The organism is Kribbella flavida DSM 17836 (assembly GCF_000024345.1).
GTDB classification, from domain to species: Bacteria; Actinomycetota; Actinomycetes; order Propionibacteriales; family Kribbellaceae; genus Kribbella; species Kribbella flavida.
On sequence record NC_013729.1, the window covers coordinates 4,186,763 to 4,203,856 of the forward strand.

Here is a 17,094-nt window from a genome sequence, read left to right on the forward strand (position 1 = left end):
CCACCTGCTGGAACCTATCGCCGACCTGACAACGGCATCCCCTGGCGGGGCGCCTGCGGACGGGCTTGGCAGCGCATCGCGGCGCGGTCGGCGCGATTCCGCCGTGTCGAGTGCCCCCGCAGCACGGTCTCGTGCGCGTCCCGCAGCTCGCGCCCCGGCGCGATCCCCAGCTGCTCGGCCAGCACACCCCGGACCTCTCGGTATGCCGCCAGCGCGTCCGACTGCCGGCTGCCCTGCGACAGCGCGCGAATGAGGTAGGCCCACAGCCGCTCCCGCAGCGGGTGTTCGGCGACGACCTGTCGAAGCTCGGCCAGCAGCTCCGTTCCGCCGCCCAACTGCAGCTCCAGCTCGATCCGACGTTCCAGCGCCGTCAGCCGGACCTCACCCAGAGCCGCCAGGTCCTCCCGCTCCAGCTGGTCCGAGTCGAAGCCCGTCAGCGCGCCGTCGTACCAGTGGCCGAGGGCTTCCGTCAGCAGCTCCAGCTCCCGCCGCTGGTCCGACGCCGCCGCGGCCGCAGCGAGCAGTCGCCGAAATTCCAGCAGGTCGAGACGATCCGTCGCCAGGTCGATCCGGTAGCCGGCAGGAGTCCGCTGGACCAGCTCGTGATCGTCGCCGACCGCCGCGCGAAGCCGGCACACCAGAGTATGAATGGCTGGGCGGACGTTGCGCGGCAGCTGGTGCCCCCACAGGATGTCGGCCAACCGGTCGAGCGTGACCGGCGTGCCGGCGCGCAAGAGCAACGTCGCCAGCAGCAGGCGTGGCTTCCCGCTGATCGCGATCTGCCGCCCGCCGGCCTCGACCGCCAGCGGCCGCAGGATGTGAAACCGCACCTCACCCGCCATCCACGTCCACTCCCCAGCCATCGTCGCCCTCCCAGGACCGCCTCCGACCGTAGAGCCCGGCCGGCACGGGCCGCCGACGATTCGGACCAGGCCAAATCCCCGGCACCGGCGCGCCCCGTCCGGTAGCACGCAGGGCCGATACGCCGAGGTCGCACGGCACCGACAGCGCGGACGGTGGGCTCTGAGAACATACGACGGTGACTGACCGCCCTGAACTGCTTCCTGCCGACGGCCCGCGTGGGGTCGATCTCCGGGCCGGCTACGACGCCGCACTGCACAACCTTCTCGACGTCAACGTGGTCGCCGACCGCGAGCCGGGTACGGCGTACGTCCGGGCCGGTGGCGGGTACTCCGACCCGTGGACGCGGGACGCCGCGATCAACTCCTGGCACGCGGCGAGCCTGCTGGCGCCGAAGGTTGCCGCGTACACCCTTCGCAAGGTCTGCGGCGACGGAGTGGTGGCCCAGGACAACCAGTGGTGGGACCAGATCATCTGGGTCATCGGCGCGTACCACCACTGCGTCGTCACCGGGGACCTGGCCTTCGCCGAGCAGGCCCTGGCGATCGGCAAGGCGTCGTTGGAGATCCTCCGGCGGGACCGTTTCGACCCGGCGACCGGTCTCTACCGCGGTCCGGCCCTCATGCAGGACGGCATCGCCGGCCTCCCGGAGCCGCCGTACCAGCCGGGCAGCCCCTCGTCGTTCGTGCTGGACCATCCGGGCAGCGACGAGATCCGCTGCCTGTCGACCAACGCCGTCTACACCGAGGCGCTTCGATGCCTGGGGCAACTGGCCGCCCTGCTCGGCACCGACTCGGACCCGTACGCCGGGCAGCGGGCCGACCTGGTGGCCGCGATCAACACGCACCTGTGGTCGGTGGAGACCGGCCAGTACGGCTACTTCCTCGGGCCGGACGGCCTCGACCTGCACCAGGAGACCGCCGGTCTCGCGCTCGTGATCGAGTTCGGCATCGCCGACCCGGTCCGCGCCGCCGGCCTGCTGGCCCGGATCCACCACGAACCCTTCGGCGTGGTGAACGTCTGGCCGCACTTCGCCCGCTTCGACGCCCAGCACCCCGGCCGGCACAACGCCATCTGCTGGCCGATGGTGATGGGCCTGTGGGGGTACGCCGCGGCCGCCGCGGGTGCTGCCGACGAGTTCGGCCGTACGCTGGACGATCTCGTCCGGCTGTTCCGGTCCAGTGACGACGAGTTGTACGAGCTCTACAACGCCACCACCGGCGCCGTCGACGGCGGCTGGCAGGTCGGCCGCCAGTGGGAATCGCTGCCGCACCAGACCTGGTCCGCCACCGCGCTGCTCCGTCTCGTGCACGAAGGCCTGTTCGGGATCCGCTTCGATCCCGCCGGCCTCACCTTCCGGCCGACCGTGCCCACGCAGTACGCCGGGCAGTGGACCCTTCGCTCACTCCGCTACCGCGCCGCCACCCTCGACCTCACCCTGCGAGGCCACGGCACCCACCTCGAAGCCGTCCACGTCGACGGCCAACCGGTCGACGGCCTGCACCTCCCCGCCGACCTGATGGGCAGGCACCAGGTCGAACTGATCGTCCAGGCTCACCCGTAGCTGTCAGCGGCGGCCGGTGAGCCCACGCAGCGCATTCGTGGCGAAGAAGCCGGCGAAGCGAGCGCGGGCGGCCAGCCGGTCGCGCCGGGAGTAGGCCTCGCCGCGCAGTGACAGGCCGAGGGACAGCACGCCCGGCGTACTGATCCGGACGGTCCCGGACCCGAGCCGCTCGCCTTCGACGGGGTGCACCTCGAAGGACAGCGTGGTGAGGTCGCCCCACAGCGCCAGCGGGTTCCCGGTCCGTTGGTTCTTCACGCCGCGCAGCCCCCACTCCCTGCCGTCGTCGGCGAGGAAGCCGAGGTCGTACTGCATGGCCACCGCGTCGCCGTCCGGGAACAGCGCCAGCGTGCCGGTCACCTCGGCCGCGGTCGCGATCGCTCCGACCGTCACGGTGCCGCTGACGGTGAGTCGGTGCCGCGAGTCCTCCGTGAACGGCTTCCACCCGGCCAGCCGGACCGACAGCCGCAGATCCACCACCGCGTTCCCGTCCGGGAAGTGCGCTCGGCCGGTCATGCGTTCCTGGAACCGCACACCGTGGCCGACGGTCTGCACCCGGGCCCGAGCCATCGCCAGCATCGCGGCATCCTCCGGCACGTCGGCCGGTACGACGTCAGGCAATTCCGGAGCGTGCCAGTTCTCGTCGCCCAGGCGCCGGCGGATCGCGTGCTCGACCATGCGTTCCGCCATCGCCGTGATCGTGGCCGACGGGTTGGTGCCGGTCGCTCCCGGCACCGCCGCGCCGTCCACCACGAACAGCCCGGGGTAGCCGTGCACCTCGCCGTCCTCGTCGATCACGGCGGTCGCCGGGTCCGCGCCCATCGGCGTACCGCCGAGGTTGTGCACGGTGACGGCCTGCTTCAGGAACCGCCAGGTCGGCGTCAACCGCGTCCGGCCGCTCAACTGCCGGGCCACCGCCCGGGACGCCCGGCTCTGCGCGGCGTACAGGTCCTTGTTGGCGAGGTACTTCCAGTCGACCGCGGCCTCGGCCTTGTGGTCCAGCTTGAGCCGGCCGTCGGAACTGTCGCGGCCCATCAGCAGCAGCGTCATCAGGTTGTCGCCGCGCCGCGGCCCGCTGCGGAACCGGTTGGTCCACCCGCGGATCGCCTCCACCGGCGCATGGGCCGGGTTGAGCCCGGCGACCAGCAGCGCGAGCCGGCGCGGGTAGCTGCCGTCCTGCACCTGGAACCACAGCCGCCGGCCGTCGATCTCGCAGTCCACAATGCTGGTCGTGGTGATCGTCGGGCCGTGGTCGGGGTCCAGCGGGGTCTTGGTCCGCCGGACGAACGCGAGGAAGTCGCCGTTGCCGGAGAACCCGTTGCCCAGCGCCGGGGACAACCTCGGCAGGGTCCGGGCGACGTCCCGCGCGCGCAGCAGCAGTTCCGTCGTACCGACCGCGCCGGCGCCGAGCCACACCTGGCTGCCGGTCACCGTGCGGGACTCGCCTTGCTCGTGGTCCAGGTAGCGGACCCGGTAGCCGCCCTCGACCGGCTCGATCCCGGTGACCTCACAGCCGGTCCGGGCCTCGACGCCCGCGTTCTCGGCGACGGTCAGGTAGTTGAGGTCGAGGCTGTTCTTCGCGCCGCGGTTGCAGCCGAGCACGCACTCGGCCAGGAACGTGCACCCGAACTGCTCCGCGCCGTGCCGGTTCTTCTCCAGCACCTCCGGGTCGTCGGTGAACCGGACCGCCAGGTTCGGCCGGACCGTGCCCGCCGGCCGGCCCATCCCGTCGACCGCGAGCTGCATCGCCGCGGTGCGCGACGGGTAGTGGCCGGTGGCCGGGTCCGGCGTCACCGGCCGCACCTCGAGCATGTGCGCCGCGAGGTCGTAGTACGGCGCCAGCGTGTCCCGGGTGTAGCTGCTCGGCCAGTGGTCGTCGAACACGTCGGCCGGCGGCCGGGCGAACACGTTCGCGTAGACCAGTGAGCCACCGCCCCAGCCCGCGGCCTGCACGCTGATCATCTGGTCCAGCCAGCGGACGTCGTACAGCCCGCGCCCGAACCGCCACAACCAGCCGTCCTTCAGATCGGCGTCGTTGCGGGGAAACGAACCCCGCGGCCAGCGCCGGCCACGTTCCAGCACCGCGACCCGCAGGTCTGCCTGCGCCAGCCGAGCCGCCGCGACCGCCCCGCCGAACCCCGTGCCGACCACCACCGCGTCGTACTCCATGGTGAGCAGGGTAGCGACGGGGTGCAGGCCCGGCCGCGGCCGTCTCAGCGGCAACCGTCAGTTCACCAGCACGATCCAGCGGAACAGCTCAGGGCTTGACGGCGAGGCCAGCGACGATGAGCCGCTGCCAGTTGGTCAGCTCGTCGTCCAGCGGCTCGGCCGGGCGCCACTCGGCGGCCGGCACGATGCCGGGCTCCAGCAGCTCGAGCCCGTCGAAGAGCGCCCGGATCTCGTCGTCCGTGCGCCACCGGCCCCGGCCGAACGACGCCTGCAGCACGCTCTCGATCTCGGCGCTGGCCGGGTCGTTCAGGCTGCGGAAGTGGCTGATGAACACGTAGCTGCCGGACGGGATCCGGTCGACCCAGAACTTGACCAGCGAGGCGGGGTCCTCGTCGTCGTTCAGGTGGTGCAGGATCGCGCTGAAGATCACCGCGACCGGCTGGTCGAAGTCGATCAGCGCCCGGGTGGCCGGGTTGTCGTAGATCTCCTGGCCGTTGCGCAGGTCCGCGTGCAGCACGGTGGTGAACTTGTTCTCCTCCAGCAGCGCACGGCCGTGGGCGAGCACGATCGGGTCGTTGTCGACGTAGACGACCTTCGCCTCGGGCTGGTGCCGCTGGGCCACCTGGTGCACGTTCTCGGCGGTCGGCAGGCCGCTGCCGAGATCCACGAACTGCTTCATCCGCTGGGTGGTCACCAGCTCGCGCACCGCCCGGACCAGCGTGGCCCGGTTGTCGATCGCGATCGCCGGCGCCCCGGGCAGGTTGGTGATGATCTGGTCACCGATGGCCCGGTCGGCGGCGAAGTTGTCCTTGCCGCCGATGATGTAGTCGTAGGTGCGAGCGATGCTCGGAACGCTGGTGTCGATCCTCGCGCTGATCGCCCGCTCCGCGTCCGCCGCCTCGTTGTGCGCCATCCGGCCACCCTTTCGAACGTGTGTCAACGGGAGATCACTCTAGGCGACCACCAGGGGCAGCTGCGCAGCGAGGTGGGCCCGGTACACCGCGAGGCGGCTGGTGCGGTTCAGGGTGACAGCGCCCACCAGGCGGGAGTCGCGGTGGTAGGTGACGACCAGCCGCGTCCGGTCCGGGTCGTGCTCCTCGACCGTCGGCGTACCGAGCCGGGGAATCCCCACGGCCCGCAGCTGTACGCCGTACAGATCGGACCAGAACGACGGCACGGCCCCGAACGGGCGTGCCCGGTCCGGGAACACCAGGTTGTACGCCGCGGTCTCTGCCTGGTCGACGGCGTTGCTCCAGTGCCCCAAGGACACCAGGCCGCCCTGAGCGAGTGGATGTGGCCACCGGACCACGTCGCCGGCCGCGACGACGTCGGGCAGGACGCTCCCGTCGGCTCGGAGCGGGCGGAGCCACTCGTCGCACTGCAGCCCGTCCGCGGCCGGCATGAGCCCCGCGTCATTCAACCACTCGGTGTTCGGAATCGCGCCGGTCGCCGCGACGACCAGATCAGCCGAGGACGCCAACTCCTGATGCAACGTCACTCCGGCCCGGCGGTGCAGTTCCGCCACCACGGCGGCCACCGGCTCACCAGCGGCCGTCAGCAAGGGCAGGGGCTGCCTCGTCACGAGTTGGACCTCGCAACCGCGCTCCCGAGCGACTGCCGCGATCTCGCTGCCGAGGAAGCCACCGCCGAGCACGGCCACTCGCCGTCCCGGTCGTAGCTCCTGGCGAAGGGCGATCGCGTCGTCGAGCGACCGGAGCGTCCTCACCCCCGGTCCACCGGGAACGGCTCGCGCGCCGGTCGCGATCACCAGGCCGTCGTACGGCACGGTCCGGCCGTCGGCGAGTTCCACCCGGCGGACGTCGGCCTGCAGCGCCACCGCCGGTACGCCGAGCTGCCAGTCGGCGCCGACATTTGTTGCCTGCGACAACCGAACGCCCGTCGGCATCATCCGGCCCGACAGCAGCCCCTTGGACAACGGCGGCCGGTCGTACGGCGGGTGCTGCTCGGCGCCGACGACCGTGATCGGTCCCTCGTGGCCCAGCCGGCGCAGCGCCTCGGCTGTTCGCAGTCCGGCGAGCGATGCGCCGACGACGACGAGGTGGCGGCGCATCATCCCTCGACCAGGGTGATCGCCCGCACCGGACAGGACGCGGCGGCGGCCCGGACCGCGGTGGACAGTTCGGCCGCCGGCTCCGCCACGTACGTCAGCCGTTCGTCGTCGTCGAACGCGAAGACCTCCGGCGCGGCGAACACGCACTGGCCGTGGTTCTCGCAGACGGCAAGGTCGACCTCGACGCGCATCAGCTCGAGCTCCCTTCAGAAAGTGGTGGGTTGAAGCGGGAGGGGACCGGCGCGGTCCAGCGCAGCGGGCTCGCGTGGTCGAGCTGGACCACCCGCTCGACGTCGAACCGGACCTGCCGGCGCGCCCCGGGCAGATCAGGATCCGCGTCCCACTCGACCTCGGCGCGGCCCGACACCTGCACCGTCGTACCGGCGGCCCAGTCGACGAACAGCAGTCCGGCGGCCGGATCCTGCTGGAGGTTGCCGAGCGTCATCATCATCGCGTTGCCGACGTAGTCCGGCCAGCGCAACGAGCGGTCGCCGAGCACCTGCACGAACCCCGGACTGCCGCCGCGGTGCGAGGCGTCCGCCGCGCCCGCGGCCGACCTGGTGGCGACGAAAAACGTGTCGGCCGTCGCGATCAGCCGGCGCTGGTCGTTGCTCAGGGCATCGGACACCCGGGCGGTCGTCACGGCGCGCGACCCGGCCCCGTCGACCCGTCGCTGCTGGATGTACTTCGGGCAGTTCGCGTACACCTGGTTCGCCGTGATCCGGAGACCCTCGGGAGTCGGTTCCGCGTCGCCGTTCACCCGCATCCGCCGGCGGGTGGACGGGTCGATCAGGATCACTCCGACCGGAACGGGCTCGGTCAACGCCGCGCGGAGCGGATCTCCTGGCGCCGGTACGGCCGCGACGTCGAGGGTGCGCTCGTCCGGAGCCGCGGCGAAGCCCGGATCGCCGACCAGCAGCGAGGCCCACATCCGCTCGTCGGGGTCCGCCGCGCCGAGCACGAGCAGGGGTTGCTGGGCGACGAACTGCGCCGCGACCGCCGGGATGCTCGTCCCGATCGCCAGGCGGGACATCTCCGCCTCGGCCCGGAGCCCGGCCAGCTGCTGAGCCATCCGCTCGCCCGGGTGGTACTGGACTGTCATCGGTTTCCCTTCCGAACGGCCGGCGCCGCGCACGACGCCGGCCGTTCACCGCGTCCGGGGGGATATCCCCCAACTTGTGGGTTTTCCTCCCGCATTCACCCCGGTGGACCCAGCACTTGGCGGGTTATCCCCTCAGATGCGAAAGGGGCGGGAGGGTGGCTGGGGTGGTCAGAAAAAGCCGCAGGTGGGGGCGGTGCCGGACGGGGCGGGGGCCGTGTCCGCGCCGGTCGGGGCGTAGACCTCGAGCCGGATGCCGTCGGGATCGGTGAAGAAGATGCCGCCGGACGGCAGTCCTTCGCCGTGCGGCACCACGCCGTCGTACAGGAAGTCGGCGCCGAGCTCGCCGAGTGCGGCCTCGACCTCCCGGACCTGCTCGATGTCCTCGACCTGGAAGGACAGGTGGTGCAGCCCGGCGTGCTTGGCGTCGTACGCCGCGCCCGCCTGCTGCCACAGCGCGACGAGCAGCTTTCCGTCCCGGGCCAGGAACGCCCAGCGGCGGTCCGCTTCGGTGCCCTCGGCGAGCACGTCGAAGCCGAACACGCGCCGGTAGAAGGCGAGCGAACGGTCCACGTCGGTCACGTTCAGGCCGATGTGGCCGGTCGTCAGGGCAGTCGGTACAGCGGTGATGGACATCGGTGGGCTCCTCCAGAACCTCTAACCAGTAAGTGCATTAATACTGGATAGAATCGATCTACCCTGTCAAGTGGCTTTCATGGGTTAGAATCGGGTCATGGATCCACGGCCCTTGACCGGTGAACCGGTGAGCATGGACCTGCTGAACACCGTCTGGGTGGACGGCGGGCAGCAGTTCGACCTGCTGGACACCGTGGCGGGCCTGCGGCTGTGGATCACCGGTCAGGCCGGGATCGACGCCCCGCCGGCCGGGGCGACGACCGACGCGGCCCGCCGGCGACTGGTCACGTCGCGGGAGGTGCTGCGCGACGTCGTGCAGGCCCAACTCGGCGGCCGGGTGCACGCCGAGGCGCAGGCGCAGCTCAACGAGTTACTGGCCCGCGGACGGCTGGTACGCCGGCTCGGCGCGGCCGGTCCCGAGCTGACGCCCGAGGTGGACGACCCGGTGGACCTTCTCCCCTGGCTCGCCGCCGACGACTACCTTCGCCTGCTGGAGCAGGACCCGGCCCGGATTCGCGCCTGCGCCCATCCGGACTGCGTGCTGCACTTCTACGACGCCAGCCGCAAGGCGAACCGCCGCTGGTGCTCGATGGCCGGCTGCGGCAACCGCGCCAAAGCGGCCCGCCACTACGCCCGCTCCAAGGGGTCCAGCTGACCCACCCCTTCGCGCCGACCATCGCGGCTGGCAAAAACACCGGGTAACTGACCCATCCGATGGTGGCCGGTCTCCGAAGGAAAGCTAGGTCCTTCCTGAGGAGATGGTCGCTGATGCGACGCCCTACGCCCATGATCGTGAGCGCCCCCGGTGGTGCTGCACGGTGAAAACCTGGAAACCCGTCTGGAAGTGGCTGGCGGCAAGCACCGGTTTCGCCGCGCTGGTTGCCGTCGGAGCCGTTGTTCTCAGCCCTGACGGCTCCCCCGCGCCTCCGCAGGCTGCCCCGCCCGGTGCGAGCGCTTCGACCCCGTCAGCAGCTGCTCCGGCGGCGCCGGCCGACGACGAAGCGCTCGTCAACCGGATGCTCGACCAGCTGCGCGCCGGCAAGCCCGCCGAGCCGCAGTTCAGCGCGGCCGACAACCCCGTGCGCGGCGTGCCGATCGAGGCCATCAAGGCCAAGCCCGGAGAGCAGCTCGCGCTCGGCCGGCTCGCGATCCCGCGGCTGAAGCTCGACGACGAGCTGAACAACGGCGTCGACGAGGCCGCCCTGGTCCGTGGCGTCGGCCACTGGCCCGGTACGCCGTTGCCCGGCAGCCCCGGGAACGCGGTGATCAGCGGCCATCGCAGTACCAACGAGAAGCCGTTCCTGCACCTGGACAAGCTCCGGCCCGGCGACCCGATCAAGGTCACCGTCGGCACCAGGTCCACGACGTACCGGGTCGTCCGGACCACCATCGTCGCGGAGAGCGCGTACGTGCCCTTCGTGCTGCGCAAGCCCAGCAAACCGAGCGACCGGGTGATCACCCTGTTCGCCTGCAATCCCCTGACCGCGCACTACCAGCGCATCGTCGTCGAGGCGCGGGCGGGTTGAGGAGGCCGGTGGACCCAGCCAGACCAGCAGCACAGCAGTGAACCCGGCGCACCTGCGCCCGGATCCGAGCACTGAAGGAGAAGTGATGGGTATCAAGCAGATCTTCGGGGGCCGTCCGGTCCTCGAGTTCGCCGACGAGCACGGCAGGCGCAGCTTCCTGCGCAACGCCGCCCTGGTCGGTGTCGGCCTCACCTACGTCGCCACCCGTCCCGGCGACCAGGTCGCGTTCGGGCAGTCGGAGCGCGCGTTCGCGAACGACGCCGCGAAGAGCGACCTCGACATCCTCAACTACGCGCTGACTTTGGAGTACCTGGAGGCCGCGTTCTACACCACGGGCCTGAAGGCGAACCTGCTGAAGGGCCGTGAGCTGGAGCTGGTCGACCCGATCCAGCAGCACGAGGCCGAGCACGTCCAGGTCGTCCGCAGCACGATCACCGACCTGGGCGGCCGCCCGGTCGGGCAGCCCAAGGTGAAGTTCCCGGCCGGCACCTTCGCCAACCGGGCCAACTTCCTCAAAACCGCCGGCGTTTTCGAGGAGCTCGGCGTCAAGGCCTATCACGGCCAGGTCACGCTGGTGAAGAATCCCGACCTGCTCGCCGCGGCCGCCTCCATCGCGGGTGTCGAGTCCCGGCACGCCGCGATCATCGCCCAGATCACCGGCGGGAACCCGTTCCCGGCGCCGATCGAGGCCAACCTGGCGATGGGACCGGTCCTCAAGGCCGCCATGCCCTTCATCGCGAAGTAGGAGAAACAGCTGATGACAGACACAACGGCAGACCTGATCCACGGCAACGCCTCCGCCGTCCCGGCCGGCGTCGCGATCGGCGCCCTGAACAACGGTTTCACACTGACCAGCGCCAAGGACTTCAGCAACGACATCGAGGTCCTGAACTACGCCCTCGCGCTGGAGTACCTGGAGGCCGAGTTCTACCGCCAGGGCAACGCCGCGAACCTGGTCAACGGCAGGGAGAAGCAGTACCTGCAACAGATCGGCGCCGACGAGGCCTCGCACGTGGCGACGCTGACCGCGACGATCCAGAAGCTCGGCGGTACGCCGATCGGTGCTCCGGCGGTCGACTTCGGCGGCGCGTTCGACAGCCGCAAGAGCTACCTCACCACCGCGCACGTGTTCGAGAACAAGGGCGTCGGCGCGTACCTCGGCGCAGCCGGCTTCATCAAGGACAAGATGATCCTGCAGGCCGCGGCCGGCATCTTCGGCGTCGAGGCCCGGCACGCCGCGGTCGTCGGCAACCTGCTCGGTCTCAAGGCCGAGGGTGGCGTCTACATGAGCTCCTTCGAGAAGGGCGCCTCGAAGAGCAACGTGCTCACCGCGGTCGCACCGTTCCTGGTCGATCCCGGCAAGGTCGTCGCCGCGATCACCCACTGATGCACAACGGCCGGCCACTCCCTCGCGGGGGTGGCCGGCCGTCGGGCGTCAGTGCGCGATCGGCGGCCGGCTCACAAGGTGCCGGTGACGACGCTGCGGCCGGACGGGTCCAGCACGCGGAACTGGCGGGCGTCCGGGCGAAGTACCGAGGAGTTGAGGTTGCAGTGCATCTCCCGCTCCCCGATCCCGATGAACTCCCCCGCCGGCGCCGTCCGCCCGTCGGTGGTGACGACCACCACGCGGTAGGTGCGACCGGTCGTGAAGCCGGTGGCGGTGAGCTTGATCTCCATGCCCCAGGTGTGCGGAACGACGTCCGCGCTCGAACGAAGTCCCGGCGCCGAGGCCGCGACAGCGACCGGCTCCAGCGGGATGTGCGGAGGTCTCGGCGCCGACTCGTAGCCCAGCGCGACGCCGCCGGCGCCGATCACCAGCACCGCTGCGGCGGCGAGCATCCTCCGGCCGACAGTCCGCCGACGGCGTGGTTCGGTTCGGACCGCGGCGAGAATCGACTGCTCGAGCCAGGCAGGCGGCGCCGCGGGTTCGGCGCCGACCCGGTCGGGATCGGCCAGCCGCAGCGGTTCGGCCAGTGCGGCGATGGACGCCAGCTCGGCGCGGCAGTCCGGGCAGCCGTCGAGATGTGCTTGCAGCCCGGTTCGTTCGGCCGGCGGCAGATGGCCGAGCGCGAAGGCGCCGAGCTGTTCTCGTAGTGCTCTGTGTTCCGTGGAGTTCACAGTTCGACTCCCATCTCGTCCATCGCCAGCCGCAACGCCTTGAGCCCGTAGAAGACCCGGCTGCGCAAGGTCCCGACGGGTACACCCTGTTCCGCCGCGACGTCGGCGTACGGACGACCGCGCAGATACGTCTCCACCAGGGCGCTGCGCGCCTCCGGGCGGATCCGCTGCAACGCCTCCTCGATCAGCCAGCCGGTCACCGTCCGGTCGTCGTCCCCGGCCGTCGACGGGCCCAGCGCGGTCAGGACTTCGAGCGGCTGCGGACTGACTGGGCGCAACGAACGGCGGCGGGTCTCGTCGATGACCACATTGCGGGTGATCGCGAACAGCCAGACGCGCAGGCTGGCGAGCGACGGGTCGTACCGGTCCGCCGCTCGCCATGCCCGCAGGAAGGTCTCCTGAACCACGTCCCGTGCAGCGCCCTCGTCGTCGAGCTGCCGCAGTGCGTAGCGGTAGAGCTCGGCGCCGTGCTCCGCGTAGGCAGCGCGAATGCCGTCCTCGCGGTTGAGGTCGTGCACGGTCCGGGTCATCGAGCCGCGAAGGTCAGCCCGACCACGTCTCCCAGACCGAGCGCCGGCACCGGGAACGTACGCCCGGTTCGCAGGTCCACCCGGACCAGCTTCGAACCGGCCCGCAGCCCGGTGGTACGGACGGCCGCGATCGCGGAGTAGTCGCGGGCGTCGTACCGGCCGGCCGTTCGGGCCCGGCCCGCGATGTCGAAGCCGTTGACCGCGCTGATGTCGAGCCCGAGGCGGCCGACGGTGAACAGCTGGCCGGTGTTCGGCGAGACGGCCGGCGTCCGTCCGGGCAAGGTGCCCTGCGTGACGAGGGTGTCCTTGCCGGCGTCCAGCCCGTACAAACCGGTGCTGGTCGCGCCCGCGAAGCTGTCGGTGTACGCCGCGGCCGCGACACGCGGCGTGCTGGTGCCGGCGGCGTACGCCAGACCTCCGTCGACAGCGGCGACCGCGCCCGTGTCGGGGTGCAGCCGCAGGTTGCGGCCGGACTCGGTCACGACGCGGATGCGGTCGACGGTCGGGTTGAAGTCGAAGCCGACCGCCGTACCGACCGCGCCGGCCGCCGGCGTACCGACCGCGGTCGCCTGACCGGTCCGGCCGTTGACTTTGTACAGCTGGCCCGACTTGCCGAGCGCGTAGAGTTCCTTCGTCGCCGGGCGGGTGTCGATGCCGACCAGGTGGTCGCCGTGACGCAGGCCGCGGACCTTGACCCGGTGCTCGGCGAGCAACGGCAGTTCGGCGTCCCGCAGGCTGAGCGTGCCGTTGCGTTCCAGCAGGTAGAGCGACGAACCGCTCGACCGGGACGGCGTCGCCGAGGCGGTCGGCAGCGCAACGACCCCCGTGGTGGCGGCGACGGCGAGGGCGGCGAACACGGCGGGCAACTTCTTCATGGTGACTCCTAGGTCGACGACGGAACGCCAGTGAGTACGGCGAGCGGCCGGGCGGCGTTCACCCCGACGCCGGTCCTTCGGTGCCGGCGCGCCGGCGGATCGGCCGCGGCCGTGCGGAGTACGGGCGGTTGACGGCGGCAACGAAGACGGCGCGATCCGCGATCACCTGTTCACAAGCTGTGTCGAGGCAGTGCGCGGGGGTACCGGGGGCCCCGACCGGCCGTGGCCACGCCTCGTCGTGGTGCGGCGCCGACGACCTGAGGAGTAACGATGTTCCGGCACACCAAGCGGTTGCAGTTCGAGGCGAAACCCGAGCGTCCGGACCCGGTCTACGCGCGCAAGTTGCAGGAGCTGATCGGTGGCGCCTTCGGTGAGATGAGCGTGACGATGCAGTACCTGTTCCAGGGCTGGAACTGCCGCGTGGAGGGCAAGTACAAGGACCTGCTGATGGACACCGCGACCGAGGAGATCGGTCACGTCGAGATGCTGGCCACGATGGTGGCCCGGCTGCTCGAGGGCGCCCCGGCGACGATGACGGCCGAAGCGGTGAAGGATCCCGTGATGGCCGCCGTGCTGGGCGGAATGGACCCGATGCAGGCGATCGTGGCCGGCGGCGGCGCACTGCCGGCGAACTGCCAGGGCGTGCCGTGGAACGGTGGCTACATCGTCGCGAGCGGCAACCTGCTGGCCGACTTCCGGGCCAACGCGGCCGCCGAGGCGCAGGGCCGGCTGCAGACCGCCCGGCTGTACAACATGACCGACGACCCCGGCGTGAAGGCGATGCTGCAGTTCAACCTGGCCCGCGACACCGTGCACCAGAAGCAGTGGCTGAAGGCGATCGAGGAGCTGGAGGCCGACGGGCTGGAGACGCCGATCGTGCCGAACGCGTTCTTCGACGAGGAGGACCAGGTCCACAACCGCACGATCTGGGGCCTGTCGGACGGCACCGACGGCCCGCGCGGCGGATGGACCGAGGGCGACGACCCGCTGGAGTACCTGACCGATCCCGAACCGCTGGGCGGCCCGGGCACCGCTCCGGCGCCCGACCCGGAGCTGTTCAGCACGTACTCGACCGTGCAGGACGTCAAGGGCACGGTGAAGGTCAAGGCGCAGGCGGTGAAGAAGAACGCCACCGCCCGGGCGACGAAGAAGTCGGCTGCCAAGACGTCGGCTGCGAAGAAGTCGACCGCCAAGAAGACCGCACGGAAGCGCTGACCCCCGCACCGACAGGCCCGGGCACATCGACGGCTGCCCGGGCCTGTGCGGCGCAGAACTCACACCTTTGCCGCTCCCGCCGTTGAACGGTCATGAAGCGAGTGGTGCAACCCAAGGTCCTGTACTTCGGCACTCCGGTGGTGCTGGTCAGCTCCCGCAACCCCGACGGCACGACGAACCTCGGCCCGATGTCGTCGGCCTGGTGGCTCGACCGCAGCGCGATGCTCGGCATGAGCGCCAGCTCCCAGACCGTCCGGAACCTGGTCGAGCGGCCCGAGTGCGTCCTGAACCTGGTCGAGCCGGCGATGGTCGCCGCGCTGGACCGGATCGCGCTGCTGACCGGCGCGTCGGAGATGTCGGAGGCGAAACGCCGCCGCGGCTACCGCTACGAGCCTGACAAGTTCACCGCGGCCGGACTGACCCGCGAGCCCGGCGGCCTGGTCGCCGTCGACGCCGTCCAGGAAAGCCCGATCACCCTCGAGGGCCACATCGTGGCGATCCACCGCGTCGGCCCCGAAGGCTCGAACCTGCGAGCACTCGAACTGGCGGTCGAGCGCGTCAACGTCCGCGAGGACCTCCTGATGGACCAGCACCCGACCCACATCGACCCGCTGCGCTGGGACCCGCTGATCATGAAGTTCACCGAGTACTTCGCCGGCGGCCGTCCGGCGTACGCGTCGTCCCTGGCCCGCGGCTGGGACATGCCCCCGCTGCAACCGACCTCACCTCTGCAGATCTGAGGTCCGCGCCGGTCAGGCCTCGGCCAACCGGGCTCGGCGCTGGCGGAGGTGGGTTCGCTCTGCGGCGTTGTCGCACGCCGCCAGGGCTGCGTCGTACGCGGTCAGTGCTTCGTTGATCTGCCCGGCCCGCGCCAGTAGTTCGGCGCGTGTGGCCGGCAATCGGTGGCCTGGTAGGTCCAGCCCGTGCAGGAGGTCGAGGCCGGCGGTCGGACCGTTGGTCTCCGCGACGGCGACAGCGCGGTTGATACGGACGACCGGCGATGCGGTCAGCGCTTCGAGCTCCTCGTACCACTCCGCGATGCGCTGCCAGTCGGTGTCGGCCGGACGTCGCGCGATGGAGTGCTCGGCGGCGATCAGCGCCTGCAGCAGGTACGGAGTCGACGGGGCTTGACGGGCCAGTGGAGTCAGCAGGTCGAGCGCCTCGGCGATCTCGGTCGCGTGCCAGCGGGTGCGGTCCTGGTCGGGCAGCAGGACCAGCTTGCCGTCGGCGACGCGCGCGTCACGCCGGGAGTGCTGCAGCAGCATCAGGGCCAGCAGTGCCTCGACGTCGTCGCGTGACACCGCCGGACCGACCTCCCGGAGAACCCGGACCAGCCGGACGACCTCGCCTGCCTCCGCGGCGCGGACCACGTCCTCGCCGGACCCAGGCGCGTACGCCGCGGTGAACGCCAGGTAGGCGATGTCGGCCACCGCCGAGACGCGGGCCTGCAGCGCCGGTCCGGCCGGCACCTCGAACGTCGCGCCGGCCAACCGTTTGCGGGCGCGGGTGAGCCGAGCGGCCATCGTCGTGGCCGGCACCAGGAACAGGCGCGCGATGTCGCCTGTCGGTACGCCCAGGACGAGCCGAAGGGTCAGCGCCGCCGCGGCGTCACGCTCCAGCGACGGGTGAGCGCACAGCAAGATCAGACGCAGCCGCTCGTCCGCCGCCCCGCTCTCCCCCGGTGCCGACACGTCAGCCAGCACCCGGCGAGCAGTCTCGGCAGCCTCGGCCTCAACCGCCAGCAGCGGCAGGGACTTGGCCGCCACGGCCTCGGCACGCAACCGGTCGAGCACGCGGCGGCGAGCGGCGGTCAGCAGCCACGCCGACGGACTACCCGGTACGCCGTCGTGTGGCCAGGTGCGGGCCGCGGCTTCGAACGCCTCCGCCAGCGAGTCCTCGGCGAGATCGAGGCGCCGGAACCGCGCCACGAGCAGCGCCAGCAGCCGGCCCCACTCGTCGCGCAGAACTGTTTCCAGCGGGCTCACTCGTCCGGCACACCCACGTCGAGGCACTCCCGCACCTCGATGTCGTAGTCCCGGGGCAGCAGCGACCCCACCTCGATCGCCGTGGCCAGATCGGGCAGGTCGACGAGGTAGAAGCCGCCGAGCTGCTCGACGGTCTCGGCGTACGGGCCCTCGGTCACCCGCCGGCCCGCGCCATCGGGCCGCAGCGTCCGGGCGTCGTTCGGGTGCACCAGCGCCTCGCCGCCCCGGAACCGGCCGCGCTCCCGAACGGCCGCCGTGAACGCCCGGTAGCCGGCGAAGGCCTCGTCCCGGGTCGCGTCGTCGGCCGCGTCCCAGCGGGCGAAGTGATCGGCTCCGGCGATCAGGATCAAGAAGCGCTTCAGCTCAGTGGTGGACATCGGTCCCCTTCCTCGGCGTACCGGCAACTCTGTCACCACGATGACGCGGAGTGGGCGACCGAATCGACAGC

At 71.2% G+C, this 17,094-nt stretch carries 19 protein-coding genes; 7 read left to right on the forward strand and 12 right to left on the reverse strand.

Annotated elements, in window-relative coordinates; all coding sequences use genetic code 11:
• Positions 1 to 14: 14 nt before the first annotated feature.
• A complete protein-coding gene (locus KFLA_RS19400) occupies positions 15 to 863 on the reverse strand; it encodes an AfsR/SARP family transcriptional regulator (RefSeq protein ID WP_012921513.1) in 849 nt (282 codons plus the stop codon).
• A 176-nt stretch (positions 864 to 1,039) separates the two neighbouring features.
• On the opposite strand from KFLA_RS19400, the gene KFLA_RS19405 reads away from it, so the two are divergent.
• Positions 1,040 to 2,425: an MGH1-like glycoside hydrolase domain-containing protein gene (locus tag KFLA_RS19405; protein WP_012921514.1), complete on the forward strand. Its 1,386-nt coding sequence runs from the start codon at positions 1,040 to 1,042 to the stop codon at positions 2,423 to 2,425.
• 3 nt (positions 2,426 to 2,428) lie between these two features.
• Here the strand turns inward: KFLA_RS19405 and KFLA_RS19410 are convergent, their stop codons facing one another.
• The 6 genes from KFLA_RS19410 to KFLA_RS19435 form a co-directional block, all read right to left on the reverse strand.
• On the reverse strand, positions 2,429 to 4,591 hold the full coding sequence (locus KFLA_RS19410; RefSeq protein ID WP_012921515.1) for a GMC oxidoreductase: 2,163 nt from the start codon (positions 4,589 to 4,591) through the stop codon (positions 2,429 to 2,431).
• 88 nt (positions 4,592 to 4,679) lie between these two features.
• Positions 4,680 to 5,504 carry an SAM-dependent methyltransferase gene (locus tag KFLA_RS19415; RefSeq protein WP_012921516.1) on the reverse strand — a complete coding sequence of 275 codons (825 nt, stop codon included), beginning with the start codon at positions 5,502 to 5,504 and terminating at the stop codon, positions 4,680 to 4,682.
• A 39-nt stretch (positions 5,505 to 5,543) separates the two neighbouring features.
• Positions 5,544 to 6,665 (reverse strand): NAD(P)/FAD-dependent oxidoreductase, encoded by a 1,122-nt coding sequence (locus tag KFLA_RS19420; protein WP_041289395.1) that lies wholly within the window; start codon positions 6,663 to 6,665, stop codon positions 5,544 to 5,546.
• Positions 6,662 to 6,853: a ferredoxin gene (locus KFLA_RS19425; protein ID WP_012921518.1), complete on the reverse strand. Its 192-nt coding sequence runs from the start codon at positions 6,851 to 6,853 to the stop codon at positions 6,662 to 6,664. Before KFLA_RS19425 ends, KFLA_RS19420 begins: the two co-directional genes overlap by 4 nt.
• Positions 6,853 to 7,764, reverse strand: a complete 912-nt coding sequence (locus tag KFLA_RS19430; RefSeq protein WP_012921519.1) for a pyridoxamine 5'-phosphate oxidase family protein — start codon at positions 7,762 to 7,764, stop codon at positions 6,853 to 6,855. The genes KFLA_RS19425 and KFLA_RS19430 overlap by 1 nt, the downstream gene beginning before the upstream one ends.
• A 168-nt stretch (positions 7,765 to 7,932) precedes the next feature.
• Positions 7,933 to 8,397, reverse strand: coding sequence for a VOC family protein (locus KFLA_RS19435; protein ID WP_012921520.1), 465 nt, complete (start codon positions 8,395 to 8,397; stop codon positions 7,933 to 7,935).
• A gap of 97 nt (positions 8,398 to 8,494) precedes the next feature.
• Here KFLA_RS19435 and KFLA_RS19440 point away from each other — a divergent pair, with 97 nt between their 5' ends.
• The 4 genes from KFLA_RS19440 to KFLA_RS19455 all read left to right on the forward strand — a co-directional run bounded on the left by KFLA_RS19440 (position 8,495) and on the right by KFLA_RS19455 (position 11,310).
• Positions 8,495 to 9,052: a CGNR zinc finger domain-containing protein gene (locus KFLA_RS19440; RefSeq protein ID WP_012921521.1), complete on the forward strand. Its 558-nt coding sequence runs from the start codon at positions 8,495 to 8,497 to the stop codon at positions 9,050 to 9,052.
• A 163-nt stretch (positions 9,053 to 9,215) separates the two neighbouring features.
• Positions 9,216 to 9,923: a class E sortase gene (locus KFLA_RS19445; RefSeq protein ID WP_158307288.1), complete on the forward strand. Its 708-nt coding sequence runs from the start codon at positions 9,216 to 9,218 to the stop codon at positions 9,921 to 9,923.
• Between the two features lie 85 nt (positions 9,924 to 10,008).
• Entirely contained in the window at positions 10,009 to 10,668 is a 660-nt protein-coding gene (locus KFLA_RS19450; protein ID WP_012921523.1) for a ferritin-like domain-containing protein, read from the forward strand.
• Between the two features lie 12 nt (positions 10,669 to 10,680).
• Positions 10,681 to 11,310, forward strand: coding sequence for a ferritin-like domain-containing protein (locus KFLA_RS19455; RefSeq protein ID WP_012921524.1), 630 nt, complete (start codon positions 10,681 to 10,683; stop codon positions 11,308 to 11,310).
• Between the two features lie 71 nt (positions 11,311 to 11,381).
• Here the strand turns inward: KFLA_RS19455 and KFLA_RS19460 are convergent, their stop codons facing one another.
• The 3 genes from KFLA_RS19460 to KFLA_RS19470 are packed head-to-tail and all read right to left on the reverse strand — an operon-like array spanning position 11,382 to position 13,446.
• Positions 11,382 to 12,041, reverse strand: coding sequence for an anti-sigma factor family protein (locus KFLA_RS19460; protein WP_012921525.1), 660 nt, complete (start codon positions 12,039 to 12,041; stop codon positions 11,382 to 11,384).
• Complete coding sequence (locus tag KFLA_RS19465; protein WP_012921526.1) at positions 12,038 to 12,571, reverse strand: sigma-70 family RNA polymerase sigma factor; 534 nt, start codon at positions 12,569 to 12,571, stop codon at positions 12,038 to 12,040. Before KFLA_RS19465 ends, KFLA_RS19460 begins: the two co-directional genes overlap by 4 nt.
• Positions 12,568 to 13,446 (reverse strand): DUF4394 domain-containing protein, encoded by an 879-nt coding sequence (locus tag KFLA_RS19470; protein ID WP_012921527.1) that lies wholly within the window; start codon positions 13,444 to 13,446, stop codon positions 12,568 to 12,570. The genes KFLA_RS19465 and KFLA_RS19470 overlap by 4 nt, the downstream gene beginning before the upstream one ends.
• Before the next feature lie 270 nt (positions 13,447 to 13,716).
• On the opposite strand from KFLA_RS19470, the gene KFLA_RS19475 reads away from it, so the two are divergent.
• Positions 13,717 to 14,661: a manganese catalase gene (locus KFLA_RS19475; protein ID WP_012921528.1), complete on the forward strand. Its 945-nt coding sequence runs from the start codon at positions 13,717 to 13,719 to the stop codon at positions 14,659 to 14,661.
• Positions 14,662 to 14,753: 92 nt separating this feature from the next.
• Positions 14,754 to 15,401: a flavin reductase family protein gene (locus KFLA_RS19480; RefSeq protein ID WP_012921529.1), complete on the forward strand. Its 648-nt coding sequence runs from the start codon at positions 14,754 to 14,756 to the stop codon at positions 15,399 to 15,401.
• Between the two features lie 12 nt (positions 15,402 to 15,413).
• On the opposite strand, the gene KFLA_RS19485 is transcribed toward KFLA_RS19480, so the two are convergent.
• Positions 15,414 to 16,646 (reverse strand): RNA polymerase sigma factor, encoded by a 1,233-nt coding sequence (locus KFLA_RS19485; protein ID WP_012921530.1) that lies wholly within the window; start codon positions 16,644 to 16,646, stop codon positions 15,414 to 15,416.
• Complete coding sequence (locus KFLA_RS19490; RefSeq protein ID WP_012921531.1) at positions 16,643 to 17,023, reverse strand: YciI family protein; 381 nt, start codon at positions 17,021 to 17,023, stop codon at positions 16,643 to 16,645. Before KFLA_RS19490 ends, KFLA_RS19485 begins: the two co-directional genes overlap by 4 nt.
• Positions 17,024 to 17,094: the final 71 nt, after the last annotated feature.

Bases quoted from the DNA above. Each gene is read 5' to 3' on its own strand.
- KFLA_RS19465 (WP_012921526.1), bottom strand. From the start codon at position 12,571: ATGACCCGGACCGTGCACGACCTCAACCGCGAGGACGGCATTCGCGCT.
- KFLA_RS19435 (WP_012921520.1), bottom strand. From the start codon at position 8,397: ATGTCCATCACCGCTGTACCGACTGCCCTGACGACCGGCCACATCGGC.
- KFLA_RS19420 (WP_041289395.1), bottom strand. From the start codon at position 6,665: ATGATGCGCCGCCACCTCGTCGTCGTCGGCGCATCGCTCGCCGGACTG.
- KFLA_RS19430 (WP_012921519.1), bottom strand. From the start codon at position 7,764: ATGACAGTCCAGTACCACCCGGGCGAGCGGATGGCTCAGCAGCTGGCC.
- KFLA_RS19440 (WP_012921521.1), top strand. From the start codon at position 8,495: ATGGATCCACGGCCCTTGACCGGTGAACCGGTGAGCATGGACCTGCTG.
- KFLA_RS19475 (WP_012921528.1), top strand. From the start codon at position 13,717: ATGTTCCGGCACACCAAGCGGTTGCAGTTCGAGGCGAAACCCGAGCGT.
- KFLA_RS19410 (WP_012921515.1), bottom strand. From the start codon at position 4,591: ATGGAGTACGACGCGGTGGTGGTCGGCACGGGGTTCGGCGGGGCGGTC.
- KFLA_RS19415 (WP_012921516.1), bottom strand. From the start codon at position 5,504: ATGGCGCACAACGAGGCGGCGGACGCGGAGCGGGCGATCAGCGCGAGG.
- KFLA_RS19490 (WP_012921531.1), bottom strand. From the start codon at position 17,023: ATGTCCACCACTGAGCTGAAGCGCTTCTTGATCCTGATCGCCGGAGCC.
- KFLA_RS19480 (WP_012921529.1), top strand. From the start codon at position 14,754: ATGAAGCGAGTGGTGCAACCCAAGGTCCTGTACTTCGGCACTCCGGTG.
- KFLA_RS19470 (WP_012921527.1), bottom strand. From the start codon at position 13,446: ATGAAGAAGTTGCCCGCCGTGTTCGCCGCCCTCGCCGTCGCCGCCACC.
- KFLA_RS19455 (WP_012921524.1), top strand. From the start codon at position 10,681: ATGACAGACACAACGGCAGACCTGATCCACGGCAACGCCTCCGCCGTC.
- KFLA_RS19450 (WP_012921523.1), top strand. From the start codon at position 10,009: ATGGGTATCAAGCAGATCTTCGGGGGCCGTCCGGTCCTCGAGTTCGCC.
- KFLA_RS19425 (WP_012921518.1), bottom strand. From the start codon at position 6,853: ATGCGCGTCGAGGTCGACCTTGCCGTCTGCGAGAACCACGGCCAGTGC.
- KFLA_RS19400 (WP_012921513.1), bottom strand. From the start codon at position 863: ATGGCTGGGGAGTGGACGTGGATGGCGGGTGAGGTGCGGTTTCACATC.